The sequence below is a fragment of the Roseateles sp. P4_D2 genome (assembly GCF_056401875.1).
On sequence record NZ_JBFUIM010000015.1, the window covers coordinates 17568 to 35028 of the forward strand.

Annotated in this window: 14 protein-coding genes; 7 read left to right on the forward strand and 7 right to left on the reverse strand. The window is 67.2% G+C overall.

Features of this window, described 5'->3' with window-relative positions; translation table 11 throughout:
- Positions 1–38: 38 nt before the first annotated feature.
- From AC1DW0_RS24330 to AC1DW0_RS24340, 3 genes are all read left to right on the forward strand, one after another.
- The gene (locus tag AC1DW0_RS24330) at positions 39–1148 is read left to right on the forward strand and encodes a TRAP transporter substrate-binding protein (RefSeq protein WP_457389710.1); all 1110 of its coding nucleotides are present in this window, start codon (positions 39–41) and stop codon (positions 1146–1148) included.
- A gap of 116 nt (positions 1149–1264) precedes the next feature.
- Positions 1265–1933, forward strand: a complete 669-nt coding sequence (locus tag AC1DW0_RS24335; protein WP_457389711.1) for a TRAP transporter small permease subunit — start codon at positions 1265–1267, stop codon at positions 1931–1933.
- The gene (locus tag AC1DW0_RS24340; protein ID WP_457351214.1) at positions 1926–3797 is read left to right on the forward strand and encodes a TRAP transporter large permease; all 1872 of its coding nucleotides are present in this window, start codon (positions 1926–1928) and stop codon (positions 3795–3797) included. The genes AC1DW0_RS24335 and AC1DW0_RS24340 overlap by 8 nt, the downstream gene beginning before the upstream one ends.
- Here the strand turns inward: AC1DW0_RS24340 and AC1DW0_RS24345 are convergent.
- From AC1DW0_RS24345 to AC1DW0_RS24360, 4 genes are all read right to left on the reverse strand, one after another.
- The gene (locus AC1DW0_RS24345; RefSeq protein WP_477948529.1) at positions 3739–4692 is read right to left on the reverse strand and encodes a DMT family transporter; all 954 of its coding nucleotides are present in this window, start codon (positions 4690–4692) and stop codon (positions 3739–3741) included. The two genes, AC1DW0_RS24340 and AC1DW0_RS24345, sit on opposite strands and share 59 nt — an antisense overlap.
- Before the next feature lie 86 nt (positions 4693–4778).
- Entirely contained in the window at positions 4779–5576 is a 798-nt protein-coding gene (locus AC1DW0_RS24350; RefSeq protein WP_056191770.1) for a substrate-binding periplasmic protein, read from the reverse strand.
- Positions 5577–5642: 66 nt separating this feature from the next.
- Complete coding sequence (locus tag AC1DW0_RS24355) at positions 5643–6362, reverse strand: site-2 protease family protein (protein WP_056191768.1); 720 nt, start codon at positions 6360–6362, stop codon at positions 5643–5645.
- Positions 6362–7243: a DUF2167 domain-containing protein gene (locus AC1DW0_RS24360; protein WP_477948532.1), complete on the reverse strand. Its 882-nt coding sequence runs from the start codon at positions 7241–7243 to the stop codon at positions 6362–6364. Before AC1DW0_RS24360 ends, AC1DW0_RS24355 begins: the two co-directional genes overlap by 1 nt.
- Positions 7244–7358: 115 nt before the next feature.
- Here AC1DW0_RS24360 and AC1DW0_RS24365 point away from each other — a divergent pair, with 115 nt between their 5' ends.
- Positions 7359–7868, forward strand: coding sequence for a DUF4440 domain-containing protein (locus AC1DW0_RS24365; RefSeq protein ID WP_477948534.1), 510 nt, complete (start codon positions 7359–7361; stop codon positions 7866–7868).
- 21 nt (positions 7869–7889) lie between these two features.
- On the opposite strand, the gene AC1DW0_RS24370 is transcribed toward AC1DW0_RS24365, so the two are convergent.
- Positions 7890–11435: an indolepyruvate ferredoxin oxidoreductase family protein gene (locus AC1DW0_RS24370; RefSeq protein ID WP_477948536.1), complete on the reverse strand. Its 3546-nt coding sequence runs from the start codon at positions 11433–11435 to the stop codon at positions 7890–7892.
- 216 nt (positions 11436–11651) lie between these two features.
- On the opposite strand from AC1DW0_RS24370, the gene AC1DW0_RS24375 reads away from it, so the two are divergent.
- The 3 genes from AC1DW0_RS24375 to AC1DW0_RS24385 all read left to right on the forward strand — a co-directional run bounded on the left by AC1DW0_RS24375 (position 11652) and on the right by AC1DW0_RS24385 (position 14086).
- Positions 11652–12161 carry an Lrp/AsnC family transcriptional regulator gene (locus AC1DW0_RS24375; protein WP_056191761.1) on the forward strand — a complete coding sequence of 170 codons (510 nt, stop codon included), beginning with the start codon at positions 11652–11654 and terminating at the stop codon, positions 12159–12161.
- Between the two features lie 10 nt (positions 12162–12171).
- A complete protein-coding gene (locus AC1DW0_RS24380; RefSeq protein WP_477948538.1) occupies positions 12172–12909 on the forward strand; it encodes a metallophosphoesterase family protein in 738 nt (245 codons plus the stop codon).
- A 67-nt stretch (positions 12910–12976) separates the two neighbouring features.
- Positions 12977–14086: a GGDEF domain-containing protein gene (locus tag AC1DW0_RS24385; protein ID WP_477948540.1), complete on the forward strand. Its 1110-nt coding sequence runs from the start codon at positions 12977–12979 to the stop codon at positions 14084–14086.
- Here the strand turns inward: AC1DW0_RS24385 and AC1DW0_RS24390 are convergent.
- Positions 14083–16674: a hypothetical protein gene (locus AC1DW0_RS24390; protein ID WP_477948542.1), complete on the reverse strand. Its 2592-nt coding sequence runs from the start codon at positions 16672–16674 to the stop codon at positions 14083–14085. The genes AC1DW0_RS24385 and AC1DW0_RS24390 overlap by 4 nt on opposite strands.
- A complete protein-coding gene (locus AC1DW0_RS24395; protein ID WP_477948544.1) occupies positions 16674–17309 on the reverse strand; it encodes a hypothetical protein in 636 nt (211 codons plus the stop codon). The genes AC1DW0_RS24390 and AC1DW0_RS24395 overlap by 1 nt, the downstream gene beginning before the upstream one ends.
- Between the last annotated feature and the right edge of the window lie 152 nt (positions 17310–17461).

Genomic DNA, 17461 nt, shown 5'->3' on the forward strand with positions numbered 1-17461 from the left:
GTTGGAGGCGCATTCAAAACATCCATTGGAGACAGCCCATGACCCAGAAACCCAGCGCTCGCCGTCGTTTCATCAAGACGGCCGCGGCCACGACGGCCGGGGGCGCCGCCCTGGCAGCCCCCATGATCTCGAAAGCGGAGACCGTCAGCCTGCGCTTCCAGTCGACCTGGCCGGCCAAGGACATCTTCCACGAGTACGCCCAGGACTTCGCCAGGAAGGTCAACGACATGGCCGGCGGCCGCCTGAAGATCGAGGTGCTGCCGTCCAACGCGGTGGTGCCGGCCTTCCAGCTGCTCGAGGCCGTCAACAAGGGCACGCTGGACGGCGGCCACGGCGTGGTGGCCTACCACTACGGCAAGAACTCGGCGCTGGCGCTGTGGGGCTCAGGCCCGGGCTTCGGCATGGATCCGAACATGCTGCTGGCCTGGCACAACTACGGCGGTGGCGAGGCCCTGCTGGAGGAGATCTACAAGTCCATCAGCATGGAAGTGGTGTCTTTCCTGTACGGCCCGATGCCGACCCAGCCCTATGGCTGGTTCAAGAAGCCGGTGGCCAACCTGGACCAGATGAAGGGCGTCAAGTTCCGCACCGTGGGCCTGGCGGTGGACCTCTACACCGAGCAGGGTGCGGCCGTGAACCCGCTGCCGGGCGGCGAGATCGTCGCGGCGCTGGACCGCGGCCTCATCGATGCGGCCGAGTTCAACAACGCCACCAGCGACCGCATCCTCGGCTTCCCCGACGTGGCCAAGAACTGCATGCTGCAGAGCTTCCATCAGAGCACCGAGCAGTTCGAGATCCTGTTCAACAAGGGCAAGTACAACGCGCTGCCGGCCGAACTGAAGAAGATCATCGACTACGCGGTGCAGGCTTCCAGCGCCGACATGAGCTGGAAGGCCATCGACCGCAACTCCAAGGACTACGCCGAGATGAAGAAGGGCGGCGTGGCCTTCTACAAGACGCCGGACGCCATCCTGCGCAACCAGCTCGAATCCTGGGACAAGGTGATCGCCAAGAAGTCGGCCGAGAACCCGCACTTCAAGAAGGTGCTGGACAGCCAGCGTGCCTTCGCCCTGCGTGCCGGCCAATGGCAGAACGACTACCTGGTCGACTTCAAGATGGCCTGGAACCACTACTTCGCCAAGAAATAGGCCCACCCCTACGGCCTGACGGCCGCCCCTCAAGGGGCAAGCCAGGTGGACCGGCAAAGCCGGATCCACCGGCTTCGCTCGGTCGCTGGAAACAGTGTCATTGCTTGAAGGCTCGTATGTCTTTGCAGAAGATTCTTCACACCGTCGACGGCATCAGCACGTGGGTCGGCAAGGCCTCCGCCTGGCTGATCGTCGTGCTGATGCTGATGGTGGTGGCCGAGGTGTTCAAGCGCTACGCGCTGAACATGCCGACGGCCTGGATCTTCGACGCGAGCAACATGCTCTACGGCACGCTGTTCATGATGGGCGGCGCCTACGCGCTGGCCCACGACGGCCATGTGCGCGGCGACTTCCTCTACGGGCGCATGCAGCCGCGCACCCAGGCCTGGCTGGACCTCGTGCTCTACGTCGTCTTCTTCCTGCCCGGCATCGGCGCGCTGACCTGGAGCGGCTGGACCTACTTCGGCGACTCGCTGCGCATCCACGAGACCACCTTCAACGCCACGCCGCTGCCGGTCTACCCCTTCAAGGCCATCATCCCGATCGCCGGCGCGATGGTGATGCTGCAGGGCCTGTCCGAGATCCTGCGCTGCATCGTCTGCATCCGCACGGGGGCGTGGACGCCACGGCTGCGCGACGCCGAGGAGATCGACGTCGTCGAGCAGCAGCTGGCGGCCAGCACGCACGTCGACGCCGACGCGGCCCGCGAGGCGATCGAACGGACCAAGAGCATCGACGAAATCGCGCGCCAGCGCAGCACCACTGGAGGCAACCCGCATGAGTAACGCCGCCCTCGGCCTGACCATGCTCAGCCTCATCGTGGTCGTCATCCTGCTGGGCTTCCCGACGGCCTTCACGCTGATGGGCCTGGGCATGCTGTTCGGCTTCGTCGCCTTCTACGACCCCGGCCAGCCCTGGCTGGACAACCGCATCTTCGACCTGATGGTGCAGCGCGCCTACGGCGCGATGAACAACGACACGCTGCTGTCGATACCGCTGTTTGTGCTGATGGGCTATGTGATGGAGCGCGGCGCGCTGGTGGACAAGATGTTCCACAGCGTGCAGTTGGCCTTCCGCCGCCTGCCCGGCTCGCTGGCCGTCACGACGCTGGTCATCTGCACCTTCTGGGGCATCGCCAGCGGCCTGGTCGGCGCCGTCGTCGTGCTGATGGGCGTTATCGCGATGCGGCCCATGCTGAAGGCCGGCTACGACACGCGCCTGGCCGCGGGCGTCATCACGGCCGGCGGCACGCTGGGCATCCTGATCCCGCCCTCCGTGATGATCATCGTCTACGCGGCCGTGGCTGGGCAGTCGGTCGTCAAGCTCTACGCAGCGGCGATGTTCCCGGGCTTCTTCCTGGCCTTCCTGTACCTGGTCTACGTGATCGGTTGGTGCATGATCAACCCGAAGGTCGCGCCGCAGTTGCCGCCGGAGCAGCAGCGCGCACCGATCTCGCCGGCCATCGCCGCACTGGCCGATCGCTATTCGCCGCGCATGCTGTGGGCACTGCTGAAGGCGGTGCTGTCCCCTTCAGGCGCACCCATGGGCTGGGGCCGGCTGCTGGCCAGCCTGCTTCGCGCTCTGGTACCCGTGTGGCTGGCCCTGGTCTGCCTCGGCACGACCTGGTGGTACGTCACCGACTACACGCAAAAGACCGAGGTCAGTGCGCCCGCGGCGATGCAGAAGCTGGATGCGCCGGCCGCACCCGGCGGGCTGCAGGAGCCGCCGAGCCCATCGGGCGGCCTGGCCGAACCGCCAGGGGCCAGCGGCGGGTTGCAGGAACCGCCCGGTGCCCTGGCCGAACCGGGCGCAGCCAAGCCCGCCGCCGACGAGCCGCTGCAGCGCATGGGTGGCGCAGTCAGCGAAGCACCCCGACCCGAGGCCGTACCGAAGAACTTCTACACGGGCTTCGCCATCGTCTGCGTGCTGACGGCCCTGCTGCTGGCCTGGTACTACTGGCGCTTCGACGCCGAGCAGTACGAGATCCTGACCATGCTGGTGTCGTCGGTGATGCCGCTGGGCATCCTGACGCTGGTGGTGCTGGGCGTCATCCTGTTCGGCATCACCACCGCCACCGAATCAGCCGCAGTGGGTGCGGCAGGTGCCTTCCTGATGGCCTGGCAGGCCGGCTCGCTGACCTTCAAGAAGACCCGCGAGGCGGTGTTCCTGACCGCCAAGACGACGGCCATGGTCTGCTGGCTCTTCGTCGGCTCGGCGTTGTTCTCGGCCGTGTTCGCGCTGCTGGGCGGGCAGGCGCTGGTGGAGCGCTGGGTGCTGTCGATGGACCTGACGCCGCTGCAGTTCATGCTGCTGTCGCAGGCCATCATCTTCGTGCTGGGCTGGCCGCTGGAGTGGACCGAGATCATCGTCATCTTCGTGCCCATCTTCCTGCCGCTGCTGGCGCACTTCCAGATCGACCCGATGCTGTGGGGCGTGCTGGTGTTCGTGAACCTGCAGGCCGCTTTCCTGAGCCCGCCGGTGGCCATGTCGGCCTTCTACCTGAAGGGGGTGAGCCCGCCGCATGTGACGCTGAACCAGATCTTCGCGGGCATGATGCCCTACATGCTCATCGTCATCCTGTGCATGGTGTTCATGTACGTGTGGCCGGAGATGACGCTGTGGCTGCCGGGCTACCTCTACGGGCGCTGACTAGGAAGACGCCGGCCATCACCAGCGTCGTGCCGAACACGATCCAGGCGTTCATCGGCTCGCCAAGGATGAAGACGCCCATCAGGATGGTGCTCATCGGCCCGACCATGCCGACCTGCGACGACAGCGGCGCGCCAATGCGGGCGATGGCCAGCATCACCATCAGCACCGGCGCCACCGTGCAGGCGGTGGCATTCAGCAGCGACAGCCACATCACCGGCTCGGGCACGATGAAGCCGGAGGCGGGCTTGAGCAACGCGAACTGCGCGATGCACAGCACGCAGGCCACGCTGCTGGCCAGGCCTGCCAACCGCATTGAGCCCAGGCGCTGCACGACCTTGCCGGACAGCGCCAGATAGACGGCATAGCTGACGGCACTGCCGAACACCAGGGCCGCCCCGAGCGCCGTGTCGGCCCCCTGGAAGCTGAGTTCATGCGCGAACACCGCCACGACGCCGGCATAGCTGATGGCCAGCGCAATGACCTGCCGCGCCTGCAGCCGGTGGTGGAAGAAGACGACCGACAGCAGCAGCACCAGCGTCGGGTTGAGGTAGAGGATCAGCCGCTCCAGGCTGGCCGTGATGTAGGCCAGGCCGGCGAAGTCGAGGTAGCTCGCCAGGTAGTAGCCGGTGAAGCCGAGCACGCCGATGTCGCGCCAGTCGCGACGCGTCAGCACCGGCTTGCCGCGGCCGGCCCACCAGGCCAGCGCCACGAAGAAAGGCAGGGCCAGCAGCATGCGCCACATCAGCAGCGTGACCGCGTCGACGCCGTGGCGATAGGCCAGCTTGACGATGATGGCCTTGCCCGAGAAGCCGATGGCGCCCAGCACCGCCAGCAGCAGGCCCAGCCACCTGCGGCGGTCAGCGGCGGGCTGGAGCGGCGGCGGGGTCGGCATCATCCTGGCGCATGGTGCGGCCCAGTCTAGGCCGGCGCCGCGCGACGACGGCACTTGACTGGTGAAGCCTCGCTTGCCCGGCAGCCTCAGCGCCCGCAGCGCCCCAGTTCGCGCGGCGGATTTTGCTGACGATAGAGCTCGGCCTGCTGGCGATGCAGCTGCTGCAGTTCGGCTGCGTAGCCGGGCTGCAGCAGATAGTCCCGCACCTGCGCGGCGGCCGACACGCCCGGCGATTGCCGCGATATCTGCAGGTACAGCCCTGCCGCGCCGAGGCCACGCGGCAGCACGCGCACCTCCTGCTCGCAGCCCACGGCGCGCAACAGTTGCTCGCCCGATTCGCGCGCCGTGGCAACCGCATCCAGGCGGCCCAGCAGCAATTTGCGCAGGTTCAGCTCCTCGCTGAGCGCGTTGTCCACCAGGGCATGATGGGCAAGTTGCTGGTCCACCTCCGTTCCCAGGCTGACGCCCAGGCCCACGCCGATGCGAAGGCCGGCGAGATCGGTCCAGCCCTCAAAGCGCAGCGGGTTGTCCCGCCGCACGAAGAGTGCGCCCTCATTGCGTGCCAGCGCCGGCTCCACGACCACGGCGTACCCGCGCCGCTTGGGGGTGTCGAAGGCGCAGACCATCACGTCCACTTCGCCGCGCTCGACCAGGGCCTGGCAGCGGGACCAGGGCCCGACCGGTTCGACGGCAAGCGTCCATCCGGCGGCAGCGAAGGCGCGACGCGCGACCTCGACGCAGACGCCGTGCAGCCGGCCCTGCTGCTCCCAGCTCATCGGCTGGGCGGCCGGATGGGCACAGGCGCGCAGCTGCCGTTCCGCGCTGGCTGGTGACGCCAGCAGGGCGGACAGGCACAAGGCCAGCAGCAGGCGGGTGCGGGTCATGGGGAACTCCGGGCACGGGGTGCGGCTGGATCGTAGTGCGCCCCGAGGCCAACCCGCCTGCTCGTGTCAGCCGCGCACGACGGCCAGCATTTCGTGCACGTCGTGGCACATGACGGCAAGGTAGGCGGCCAGCACGAGGTAGTAGGTCGCGTACTCCCACTTCACGGCCGCGGGCACGGCGTAATAGGTCTGCGCCTCGGGGCTGTCGCTGCGATGCCGCCAGGCCTTGATGAGCTGGGGCCAGGCCAGCAGGGCCATCAGGATCAGCATCGGGCTGGGCCGCCAGAAGAACAGCGCCACGAGCATGGGCGCGCCGAGCAGCCAGATGCGCGGCGACAGCACGGCCGTGATGCGGCCGCCGTCGAAAGGCGAGATCGGGATCAGGTTGAACAGGTTCAGGAAGAAGCCGCTGTAGGACACGGCCAGCAGCCAGTCGGCGCCCCAGCTGCGCGCCATCAGATAGGTGACCGTGGCGCCGACCGTGCCCAGCATCGGCCCGGCCAGGCCGACGAAAGCCTCGGTCTGCGCGTCATGCGGCATATCCTTCAACTCGACCCAGGCGCCGACGAAGGGGATGAAGGTCGGCGCGCCGACGTTCAGGCCCTTGTAGCGCGCCGCGATGAAGTGGCCCATCTCATGCACGAAGAGCAGCGCGATGAAGCCTGCCGCATAGCGCCAACCGTAGATCCAGGCGTAGACGACCAGCGAGATCAGCATCGTCCCTCCGGTGGTCAGCAGCTTGCCGAGCTTGGCTCCCGACAGCAGCAGCGCAATGAGCTTGAACATCAGGTCGTCGGCTTGTCGCGCTTGAAGAACTTGGTGATGGCCGCGCCGAAGCCGACGACGGCGAGCAGGATGATCTTGGCGAACTTGGCGACGAAGGCGAAGGCCACAGCCAGCAGGCCGAGCTTCTTCGCGCCGACGCCCACGACCAACGCCGCCAGGCCGTACTCGGCGACATGGTCGGTGGCCGAATCGAAGTCCTCGTAGCGCTTGCCCTTGTCGAACTCCAGCGCCCCGAGCAAGGCTTTCGCATCGGGCTTCTGGGCCGGCAGCTCCTTCAGGTCGGTGACGAAGTTCAGGCTCAGATAGCCCTCGCGGCCCAGCGCATAGGTGTTGTAGTTGACGCCCTGGCCCGCGTCGGCCGGCGCGCCCTTTTCCTTGGAGCTCATGGCCCAGACGAGTCGATGCTGGGTCGCTTCATAGGCCGGCGGCTCGGCCCAGCCGGTGATCTCGATGGGCGCCACGCCCATCTTCTGGCGCTCGTCGTTGCTGGCCTCGGTGCCTTCCTTGTAGCTGGCCAGCAGGTCATCGGCCTTCCACTCCTTGGCGTCGCCGTCCTTCACGTAGCCGGAGGCGATGTAGCGCAGCGTGGCGAACCATTCGCCGTCGCCCTTGGGGAAGATGAGGCCGGCCAGTTCGGTGTGTTCGCCCGGGTTGCCCATCGCGGTCAGCAGCTTGCCGGCCTGGGGCTGGGGGATGAAGATGCGGCCGGCCGGCAGGTGCAGCGTGGCCTGCCCTGCGATGGCGACGTCGGCCGGGCCTTCCTTGGCCGCGGCCTTGGCCTCGGTCCAGGCCGCGTTCTCGGGTGGGGCGTCGGCGGCCTGTGTGGACAGGCTCAGCAGCAGGCCGACAGCGGCCAGCAGGCCGCGCAGCATCGTCTTCATTGGTTCTCCCTGTTGGAAAGGGCGCAGTCTAGGCACCCCCGGACGCGGCCCCGTTCAGGGATTGCCCCGCGACGGGCAGATTCACAATTCGCACCACAACGCAGGGGGGCTGAACATGGCAATGATCAACAAGATGCGCCGCGTGCTCGCTGCGGCGACATGCCTGTTGCTGATGCTGGCCGGCAGCGGCTGCACGACGAAGCGCACGGTGGTCGTGTCACCGCCGCTGCGTTGCGACCAGCCCGGCAGCAACTGCGCCAACGACCTGATTCAGGCACTGGAAGACTGGAAGGACGCCTACAACAGCCGCGACGCACGGCGACTCCAGCAGCTGTATGCCCCGGGCGCGCTGATCACCGACGACGAATACACGGCCGTGCCGCTGGACGGCGTTGCACTGCCGGTGTTCTTCGAGCAGATGGCGCAACGGCCGACGGCGCGCATGCGCTGGATCGTTGGCAACCTGCAGCTGTTCGGCGACACGGCGGTGCGGTCGGGCCAATACGAGTTCAGCGAGCTGGTCGAAGGCCAGACCAAGACGCGGCCGGCGCGCTACAGCTTTGCCTATCAGCGCATCGACGGTCGCTGGCTGATCGTGCTGCAGCACTCCACTATCAGGCCCTGAACGGCAAAGCGCTGCGCGCGGTCAGAACTTGGCCAGCAGCGCATCCCACTTGGCGCGGGCGGCCTTCTCGTGGCGCTCCTTCACGTGGCCGTAGCCGCGGATGTCTTCCGGCACGCGGGCCAGCTCAACCGCATCGGCCAGCTTCTCGGTCGTCAGGCCGGCCAGCGCCTTGTCGACACCGGCGCGGTAGTCGGCGATCCAGCGGCGCTCCATCTTGCGCTCCGCGGTGTGGCCAAAGATGTCGAAAGCCGTGCCGCGCAGGCCCTTCATCTTGGCCAGCAGGCCGAAGGCGGGGCGAATCCATTGGCCGAACGGCTGCTTGACCAGCTCGCCCTTGTTGTTCTTCTTGGCCAGCAGCGGCGGCGCGAGGTGATGCACCAGCTTGTAGTTGCCCTCGAACATGCCGGCCACCTTCTCGGCAAAGCCCATGTCGGTGTGCAGGCGGGCGACCTCGTACTCGTCCTTGTAGGCCATCAGCTTGAACAGATAGCGCGCGACCGCTTCCGTCAGCTTGGTCGTGCCGCCCAGCTTGGCTTCGGCCGCGCGCACCTTGTCGACGAAGGCCTTGTACTCGGCCGCGTAGGCGGCGTTCTGGTAGCCGGTCAGAAAGTCCACGCGCTTGGTGATGAGCTCGTCGACGCCCTGGCGCTTGACCATCTGGATGACCTGCTGCGCGGCATACAGCGCCTGCACGCTCTTCAGGTCCTGCGCACAGCGACGGCCCCATTCGAAGGCGATCTTGTTGTTGTCGATCTGCACGCCGTTGAGCTCGATGGCGCGCATCAGCGCGTCGTAGCTCAGCGGGATGCGACCCTGCTGCCAGGCATAGCCGAGCATCAGCGGGTTGGTGTAGAGCGAGTCGCCCACCAGCTTGACGGCCACTTCCTCGGCGTCGAAGGAGCCGAGGTGATCGCGGCCCACCGCATTGCCGACGGCCTGCTCGCAGGCGGCGCCGGGGAAGCTCCAGTTGGCGTCATTGACCAGCGTCGCCGTCGGCGAGCCATGCGTGTTCAACGCCACATAGGTCCGGCCCTCGCGCATGACGGCCAGCGTGGCCTTGTTGGCAGCGACGATGGCGTCGCAGGCGATGACGAGGTCGGCCTCGGCGGTGCCGACCTTGGTGCAGAAGATCGCTTCCGGGCTGTTGGCGATCTGGATGTGACTCCAGGTCGCGCCGCCCTTTTGCGCCAGGCCCGCGGCGTCCTGCGTGATGACACCCTTGCCTTCGAGATGGGCCGCCATGCCCAGCAGCTGGCCGATGGTGATGACGCCGGTGCCGCCAACGCCACCCACGACGATGCCCCAGGCCTTGTCGGGGTTGGGCACGATGGGCATGGTCAGCGGTGGCAACGCCGCATCGAAGGGGCTCTTGCGCGCTTCCTTCTTGGGCTTCTTCAGCTCGCCGCCTTCCACCGTGACGAAGCTCGGGCAGAAGCCCTTCACGCAGGAGTAGTCCTTGTTGCAGGTGTTCTGGTTGATCTGGCGCTTGCGGCCGAAGTCGGTCTCCACCGGCTCGATGGACAGGCAGTTGGACTGCACCGAACAATCGCCGCAGCCTTCGCAGACCAGCTCGTTGATGACGACGCGCTTGGCCGGGTCCACCAGCTTGCCGCGCTTGCGGCGGCGACGCTTCTCGGTGGCGCAGGTCTGGTCGTAGATGATGACCGTGGTGCCTTCGAGCTCACGGAACTGGCGCTGGATCTCGTCCAGCTCGTCGCGGTGGTGCACGGTGACGCCCGGCGCCAAGGCCACGCCTTCGTACTTGAAAGGCTCGTCGGTGACGATGACCAGCTTCTTCACGCCTTCCGAGATCACGCTGTTCATGATCTGGATGACGGTGTGGCCCTCGGGCCGCTCGCCGACCTGCTGGCCACCGGTCATCGCAACCGCGTCGTTATAGAGGATCTTGTAGGTGATGTTGACGCCCGCAGCGATGCTCTGGCGGATGGCCAGGCTGCCGCTGTGGAAGTAGGTGCCGTCGCCCAGGTTGGAGAAGATGTGCTTCTCGTCGGTGAACGGCGCCTGGCCGACCCAGGGCACGCCCTCGCCGCCCATCTGCGTGAAGGTGGCCGTGTTGCGGCCGGGCATCCACGTGACCATGTAGTGGCAGCCGATGCCGCCGACGGCGCGCGAGCCGTCGGGCACGCGGGTGGAGGTGTTGTGCGGGCAGCCGGAGCAGAACCAGGGCGTGCGGTCGGCGCCGCCGGCGGTCTTTTCCTCGGCCTTCAGCGAGTTTTCCTTGGCGTCGATGATGGCCAGACGCGCGTCCAGGCGGGCGGCGATGTCACTGTCCACGCCGATCTTCTTCAGGCGTTTGGCAATGGCGCGGGCAATGATGGCTGGCGTCAGGTCGGCCTGCGGGCGCAGCAGCCAGTGCTCGCTCGGGTTGGGCACGCTCCACTCGCCGCCCTCGCCGCCGTCACCGGCGTCGAACTTGCCGAGCACATTGGGGCGCACGTCGGCGCGCCAGTTGTAGAGCTCTTCCTTGACCTGGTATTCGATGATCTGGCGCTTCTCTTCGACGACCAGGATCTCCTGCAGGCCCTTGGCGAAGTCGCGCGTGATCTGCGCTTCCAGCGGCCACACGACGTTGACCTTGTGCAGGCGGATGCCGATGCGACGGCAGGTGTCGTCGTCCAGGCCCAGGTCGTGCAGCGCCTGGCGGGTGTCGTTGAAAGCCTTGCCGCTGGTGATGAGGCCGAAGCGGTCGTTCTGGCCCTCGATGACGTTGTAGTTCAGCTTGTTCGCGCGGATGTAGGCCAGCGCTGCGTACCACTTGTAATTCATCATCCGCGACTCTTGTTCGAGCGGCGGGTCCGGCCAGCGGATGTGCAGGCCACCGGCCGGCATCTGGAAGTCTTCCGGCAGGATGATGTTGACGCGATCCGGGTCGACGCTGACCGAGGCCGAGGATTCGACGATCTCCTGGATCGTCTTCATGCCTGCCCAAACGCCCGAGAAGCGGCTCATCGCAAAGGCGTGCAGGCCCATGTCGAGGATGTCCTGCACGCTGCTGGGGAAGAAGGTCGGGAAGCCGACCGCCTTGAAGACGTGGTCGCTCTGGTGTGCGGCCGTCGAGCTCTTGGCGATGTGGTCGTCACCCGCGATGGCGATGACGCCGCCGTGCTTGCTCGTGCCGGCCATGTTGGCGTGCTTGAACACGTCGATGCAGCGGTCCACGCCCGGGCCCTTGCCGTACCAGAGGCCGAAGACGCCATCGAACTTGGCCTTCTCGGGGAAGAGATCGAGCTGCTGCGTGCCCCAGACGGCAGTCGCGCCGAGTTCCTCGTTGACGCCGGGCTGGAAGACGATGTTCTGCTTGGCCAGATGCTTCTTGGCCGCCATCAGCGCCTGGTCGTACGTGCCCAGCGGCGAGCCGCGGTAGCCGCTGATGAAACCTGCCGTGTTCAGCCCGGCGATCGCATCGCGCGTGCGCTGCAGCATCGGCAGCCGCACCAGGGCCTGCACGCCGCTCATGAAGGCACGGCCGCTATCAAGCGCGTATTTGTCGTCGAGGGAGACAGTCTGCAGCGCGCGCAGGATGTGTTCGGGCAGCGGGGCGTTCATCAGTGGGAGCTCCTGAATGGCGACCCGAGAGGCCAGCCCTTGTGAGGCAGGCGCGCGGGCCATGGGCCAGTATGGCCGGACCGATCAGTGTAGGGAAATGGGGGTGAGCAGTGCTTTCTCAATTTCGCTCGAAACCAGTCACTCTCGCAATCTTCTTGCTCAAATCTGCCAAATTCGCTTCAAATTGCATCGCCACTTCGCCGATCAGGGCAAACCATGAGTTCTCAAGTCGTCGATTCCAGCGCCACTCCCGAAGCCCTCGACCGCCACCACATCGCCATCCTGGCCGAGTTGCAGGCCGATGCTCGCCTGTCCAACGCCGAACTGGCCCAGCGCATCGGCCTGTCGGCCGCGCCCACCTGGCGGCGCGTCAAGTGGCTGGAGGACCAGGGCTACATCACCGGCTACCGTGCCGAGATCGACCGCAGGAAGCTCGGCCTGGGCGTGCTGGCCTTTGTGCGCGTGGACGCCGAGCGCAGCGCAGGCGCCGCCACCAAGCCGCTGGAAGACGCCATCCGCCAGCTGCCCGAGGTCATCGCCTGCCACTACATCTCGGGCGCCGGCACCTTCGAATTGCAGGTCATGGCGACCGACCTGGACGCCTTCTCGCGTTTCTCCATCGACACGCTGCTGAACTTGCCCAACGTGAAAGACATCCACACCAGCTTCTCGCTTGGTGAGGTCAAGGCCAGCGGCGTGTTGCCTCTCGGTCACTTGGGCGGCTAGTCTCGAGACCATGCGCATCGCCCTCGTCTCAGACATCCATGGCAATCTGCCCGCCCTTGAAGCTGTTGCCGCCGACATCCGCCGCCGTGGCGTCGACCAGATCCTGTGCCTGGGCGACAACCTCTCCGGCCCGCTGCTGCCGCGCGAGACGGCGCAGTTCCTGATGGCCTCGGGCTGGCCCATCCTGGCCGGCAACCACGAACGCCAGATCCTCGAATGGCAGCCCGATGCCGGTGGCGCCTCCGACGGCTATGCGCTGTCCACGCTCGGCACGCCGGAGCTCGACTGGCTGCGCAGCCTGCAGCCGATGTGGCAATGGGCGCCGGACATCTTCCTGTGCCACGGCACGCCACGCAGTGACTGCGAGCACTTCCTGGAAACCCCGCGCGGCGGCGTACTCGGCCTGGCCACGGCCGCCGAGATCGCCGAGCGCCTGGGCGATCAACGCAGCGCACTCATCGCCTGCGGCCACAGCCATCTGCCGCGTTTTCTGCGCGTGGTCAGCAACCAGGTTCTCGTCAACCCCGGCAGCGTCGGCCTGCAGGCCTATGTGGACGATGAGCCGGAGCGCTATGTCGTCGAGCGCGGCACGCCCGACGCGACCTACGCCATCGTCGAGAAGCTCGACGGCGCCTGGCACTGTGCCCAGCACGCGGTGCCCTATGACCACGGCGCGATGGCCACATTGGCCGCGCGCAACGGCCGGCCCGACTGGGCGCAAGCGTTGCAGACCGGCTACGTGGGCTGAAGGCTCGAACAAGGACGCAGGCGGGCAAGGCCCGGCACCGCCGGCGCGGTAGGCTAGCGCCATGGCGATGTCGCACCTCCGTCGGCTCGGCGACCTGTGGCTGGGCAGCGAACCAGCCCAGCGCCTGCGGCTGCGCCAGACCTCGCTCGCGATGGCGCTGATGGGCATCAGTGCGGTGATGCTGTATTACGCCGTTGACGTCAGCGGCCGGGAATTCGGACCGCTGCTCTGGGCCTGGACGGGCTATTCCCTGGGGGGCATGGCGCTGATCTATGCCGCCATCCGCAGCGGCTGGTCGCGGCGCTTCACCGACCCCTCGCTGACCAGCGTACAGATCGGCTTCGCGATCAGCTGCGCGGCCCTGGGCTATGCGCAGGCCGGGCTGCTGCGCGGTGGCGCCTTCCCGGTGCTGACGCTGATCCTGATGTTCGGCATGTTCCAGCTGCGCGCGCGCAGCGCCTATGTGCTGAGCTTCTTTGCACTCGCGCTGTTCGCCATGGTCATGGGCACCATGGCCTGGCTCCAGCCAGCGACCTACCCACCCGAAGTCGAGTTCGGCCACTTCGTCATGCTGGCCTGCATGCTGCCCGCCGTGGCCGTGCTGACGGCGCGGCTCAGCCGCATCCGTCGCCGCCTGTCCGAGCAGCGCGAGGAGCTGGCCCGGGCGCTGGCCCAGCTGCAGGCCATCGCCACGCGTGACGAGTTGACCGGCCTGCCCAACCGCCGCCAGGTGCAGGCGCTGATGGACCAGGAGCTGTTGCGATCGCTTCGCCACCCCCACGACTTCTGCATCGCCCTCGTCGATCTGGACCACTTCAAGCGCGTCAATGATGAGCACGGCCATGCGGCCGGCGATGCCGTGCTGCGCGCCTTCGCCCAGGGCGGCCAGACCGCCATGCGCGGCACCGACGTGCTGGCGCGCTGGGGCGGCGAGGAGTTCCTCGTGCTGCTGCCCGACACCGCCATGCCGCCGGCCGTGGCCGGCATGGAGAGGTTGCGCCAACAGACCGCCGCCTTGCGCATCGACATTGGTGACGACAAGCAGGTGGCGATCACCGTCTCCATCGGCCTGACCGGGCACCGCCGCGGCGACACCCTGGCCCAGACCCTGGAGCGCGCCGACCGCCTGCTCTACAAGGCCAAGGCGGAAGGGCGCAACCGCACCTGCATCGACTAGCGGTCGGAGTGCCGCAGATGCTCGCAGCGGCCCATGCGGGCGCCGTGCTTCACTTCGTCGACGAACTCGCTCGGGAAACCGACCTCGGTCGAGTTGCCATGCTTGCAGACGAAGGCCTTCTTCAGGTCGACATACCAGCTCATCGGGTAGCCCGGGATGCCGCCGACGATCTCGTTGCCGGCCGCGTTCATCGACGCCGGGCCGTCCAGGCCGTAGCGATAGGCCTCGGCCACGCCCTGGGTGCGGAAGAAGTCGCTGAGCTGGATCCAGCCGATGTCCTCCAGCCACAGCACGCCGCGCAGGCCGCTGAACCAGACACCGGCCGAGCCGATCATCATCTTGCCGTCGTCGCTGATGTCGGCCACCTGCACGGGGATGGCGCCGAACTGCTGCTGGATGGCTGCGGCGCCCTCGCTCTCGCAGGTCACGTCCAGGCCCAGCAGCGGCATGTCCACACACCACTGCATCTGCCTGAACTTCGTGAAGGCGCTGGCCTTGCTGCCCTTGTTGGCATTCCAGAACACGACGCCGTCGCGCTCCGTGTTCAGCGCCACGCGGCCAGCGTCGGGAGTCATCGCATAGCCGTCGATGGCACCGACGGCCTTGTAGAGGTCGATCGGCTTGCCCTCGTCAATCCAGGCATAGGCCTTCATGAAGTTGCTGTTGCCCAGCACGACGCGGCCATCGGACGACACCGCATGCGCCCGGTGCCAGGGCTCGGCGCTCAGGTCCACGCCGTCCAGGCTCAGCGCCCGCATGCCGCGGCCCGCCGTCCAGATGAAGGGGATGACCTCGCCGCCGATGGCGGCGTCGCCGAACCAGCCACCTTCGCAGCTGCCATCGCCATTGCGGTCCACATAGGCCGTGCCGACGGCCGTGCGGCCGGTCGAATCGAGCGCCCAGCCGTAGCTGCTGCTGACGCCGATCTGGCTGCTGCCGCCGCAGCGGTCGCGGTTGAGGTTGCCCAGGTCGGTCAGGCCGCCGGTGCGGGTGTCCCAGATCGTGGCCGAGTTGGTCTTCACCGGCTGGCCTTCGCCATCGGTGCCGATGACGTTGCCGTTGAGGTCGGCCTGCACGATGAGCTTGCGGCCGTCGCGCGTGATGCTGGTGTTGACGCCCGCGACACCGTCCGGCGCCCATTCAACACCGCTGCGCGAGTCCCAGACGAAGGGCTTGTTGTCGATCCAGCCCGCCGCGCGCTCGCCGTCCTTGGACATGCTGCCCAGGAAGCCGTAGACGATGGGCGTGTACTGCACGCCGTCCTTGTAGCCATTGAAGTAGAAGTTGGCCGTCTTGGTGACACCCGCCTCGGCCGTGATCGCGCTGGCCGTGCAGGCGCGGTCGTTGGCCGCGTTGGACTGCTCGTTGCTGTTCCAGTACTCGGCCTCGGAGACCAGCGCGGTCGGCGTCGTCGGATAGCCGCCGGCGACGATCTCCTCCAGGTAGAGCACGTACTTCTGCCCGGGCTTCAGGTTGTTGATGCGAAAGCGCCCGTCGGGGCCGACCAGGCCCTGCGTCTTGTCGCCGCTCATCGCCGAGATCGCGTCGCCGAGCGGGTCGGCAACGTTGCGGGCGACGATATTGATGCCGCCATAGGGCGTGCGGCCATCCTTCAGGAACAGCGTGCCAGCCACCGAGCCGCGCGTCTTCAGGTAGGTTGCGCTCGGGTAGAGGTCGGAGATGCCCGCCATGTCGTCGCTGCGGTCCACCGTACTTTGCTCGTAACCGGCGTTGCGGCCGTTGGCATCGGGGAAGGTCGGGTCGATGAAGGGGAACATCGTCTCGATGTACTTCGGGTCGATCTTTTTCGCCGCCGGATCGTCGTCGCGCCAGGAATGCAGGGCCGGCACGCAGCCGGGCACGCCGGGGAAAGCCTCGTAGTAGTAGGGGTGGCTGAAATAGGCCATGGTGCCGTTGACCTGCGAGTGCGACAGGTTGATGGCGTGGCCGAACTCGTGCGTGAACACGCCGGCGATGCGCTTGCCGTCGATGTCGGGCGGCGGCATCCAGGGCTGGTCTGGGTCCAACGGCTCATGCGGCACGACATAGCCGTTCATGACGGCCGTGGCCTTGACGATGGTCTCGGGGTAGCCGTCGCCGTCGCGGTCCTCGGCGATCTCGGCGAAGGCGATGCCCAGCACCTGGTCCTTGGGCACGCCGAAATACTCCTCGATGACCTGGCCGCGCTGGTCGTAGATGACGTAGATGCCGCCCTCCAGCGCCTGGCCATAGACGCGCTTGGCGGTCTCGCCGTCCTTCACGTCCACGCCGACGCCCGCGAGCTGGCTGAACTTCTTGAACTTGGCCGGGTCGGTGACGGCTTTCCAGGTCGAGGTCGGTACATCGCTCCACTGCTTCAGCGCAAAGGCGGTGATCCTGTCGGCCTGGGCGTTGCTGAGGAACTCCGTGCCGCTGTCGCGGTAGGTCAGCGGTCCGATGTCGGTGTAGACCTGGATGGGCTTGCTCGTGTCCCAACGCAGCGGCTGCGGGTTGCGTGGGTGCTCGGTCAGCAGCAGTGGGCCGGCGGCCTGGGCCAGGGAAGCCGCCGCGAACAGCGCGGCCAGCGGGAATTTGAGGAAGGCGTTCATCAGCGCATCACTCCCTTGGCGATCCAGTCTTCGCGCACCGCGCGCTTGACCAATTGGTTCAGCACGCCACCGTCGACGGCGCCGCTGTTGCGGGTCAGCATCTCGGCCTCGAGCGAGCTCAGCACCGCCGGGTCCACGCTCATGCCCTGGAACAGGCCGCGGTTGTCGAAGGCATTGGCCAACTTGGCGCCACTGCCGGTCAGCTTGCCCTGGGCCAGGCCCACCGGGCTGGTCAGGCCCGTGCGGACCGAGGGCTTGTTCATGAAGACGGTCACCTTCTCGCCGACCGTCCAGCCCGGCAGGCCCTCGATGCGTGTGGCCAGCAGGTATTTGCCATCGGCCATGCGGCGGTTCTTCAGCAGGCCGTACTGGCGGAAGCGGTAGCTGCTGTCCGTCGCCAGCTCACGCTTGACGCTGCCCTTGACCTTGAGCGTCACTTCCGTGAACGGCACGCCGCGGTCGATGCCGTCACTGACTTTGGCGACATCGCCACTGACGATGACGTCGGCGGCCGCGATCATCTGCTTGAGGTTCTGGTGCACCAGCTGGGTGGCGTGCGCGGCTGGCACCAGCAAGGCGGCCAGTCCGCCCAGCAGGGCCAGACGCCGCAGCGCGGAAAGGGGTTCTCGGTTCATGGCGAAAAGCGGTTGGGTTTGCGGGCGGACAGCGCTCCGCCAACCCAGGGCCCGCGCTCATGCCGCCGGCCCGGGCTCGTGGTCGTCTTGTCCGGGGTGAGGGCACTGTGCGGCCGCCTCCCGACCCCGCCCATCCCCCGCGGCGGGGGACC

Coding starts and splice junctions, on each gene's coding strand:
- AC1DW0_RS24330 (WP_457389710.1), top strand. CDS start 39: ATGACCCAGAAACCCAGCGCTCGCCGTCGTTTCATCAAGACGGCCGCG.
- AC1DW0_RS24335 (WP_457389711.1), top strand. CDS start 1,265: ATGTCTTTGCAGAAGATTCTTCACACCGTCGACGGCATCAGCACGTGG.
- AC1DW0_RS24340 (WP_457351214.1), top strand. CDS start 1,926: ATGAGTAACGCCGCCCTCGGCCTGACCATGCTCAGCCTCATCGTGGTC.
- AC1DW0_RS24345 (WP_477948529.1), bottom strand. CDS start 4,692: ATGCCGACCCCGCCGCCGCTCCAGCCCGCCGCTGACCGCCGCAGGTGG.
- AC1DW0_RS24350 (WP_056191770.1), bottom strand. CDS start 5,576: ATGACCCGCACCCGCCTGCTGCTGGCCTTGTGCCTGTCCGCCCTGCTG.
- AC1DW0_RS24355 (WP_056191768.1), bottom strand. CDS start 6,362: ATGTTCAAGCTCATTGCGCTGCTGCTGTCGGGAGCCAAGCTCGGCAAG.
- AC1DW0_RS24360 (WP_477948532.1), bottom strand. CDS start 7,243: ATGAAGACGATGCTGCGCGGCCTGCTGGCCGCTGTCGGCCTGCTGCTG.
- AC1DW0_RS24365 (WP_477948534.1), top strand. CDS start 7,359: ATGGCAATGATCAACAAGATGCGCCGCGTGCTCGCTGCGGCGACATGC.
- AC1DW0_RS24370 (WP_477948536.1), bottom strand. CDS start 11,435: ATGAACGCCCCGCTGCCCGAACACATCCTGCGCGCGCTGCAGACTGTC.
- AC1DW0_RS24375 (WP_056191761.1), top strand. CDS start 11,652: ATGAGTTCTCAAGTCGTCGATTCCAGCGCCACTCCCGAAGCCCTCGAC.
- AC1DW0_RS24380 (WP_477948538.1), top strand. CDS start 12,172: ATGCGCATCGCCCTCGTCTCAGACATCCATGGCAATCTGCCCGCCCTT.
- AC1DW0_RS24385 (WP_477948540.1), top strand. CDS start 12,977: ATGTCGCACCTCCGTCGGCTCGGCGACCTGTGGCTGGGCAGCGAACCA.
- AC1DW0_RS24390 (WP_477948542.1), bottom strand. CDS start 16,674: ATGAACGCCTTCCTCAAATTCCCGCTGGCCGCGCTGTTCGCGGCGGCT.
- AC1DW0_RS24395 (WP_477948544.1), bottom strand. CDS start 17,309: ATGAACCGAGAACCCCTTTCCGCGCTGCGGCGTCTGGCCCTGCTGGGC.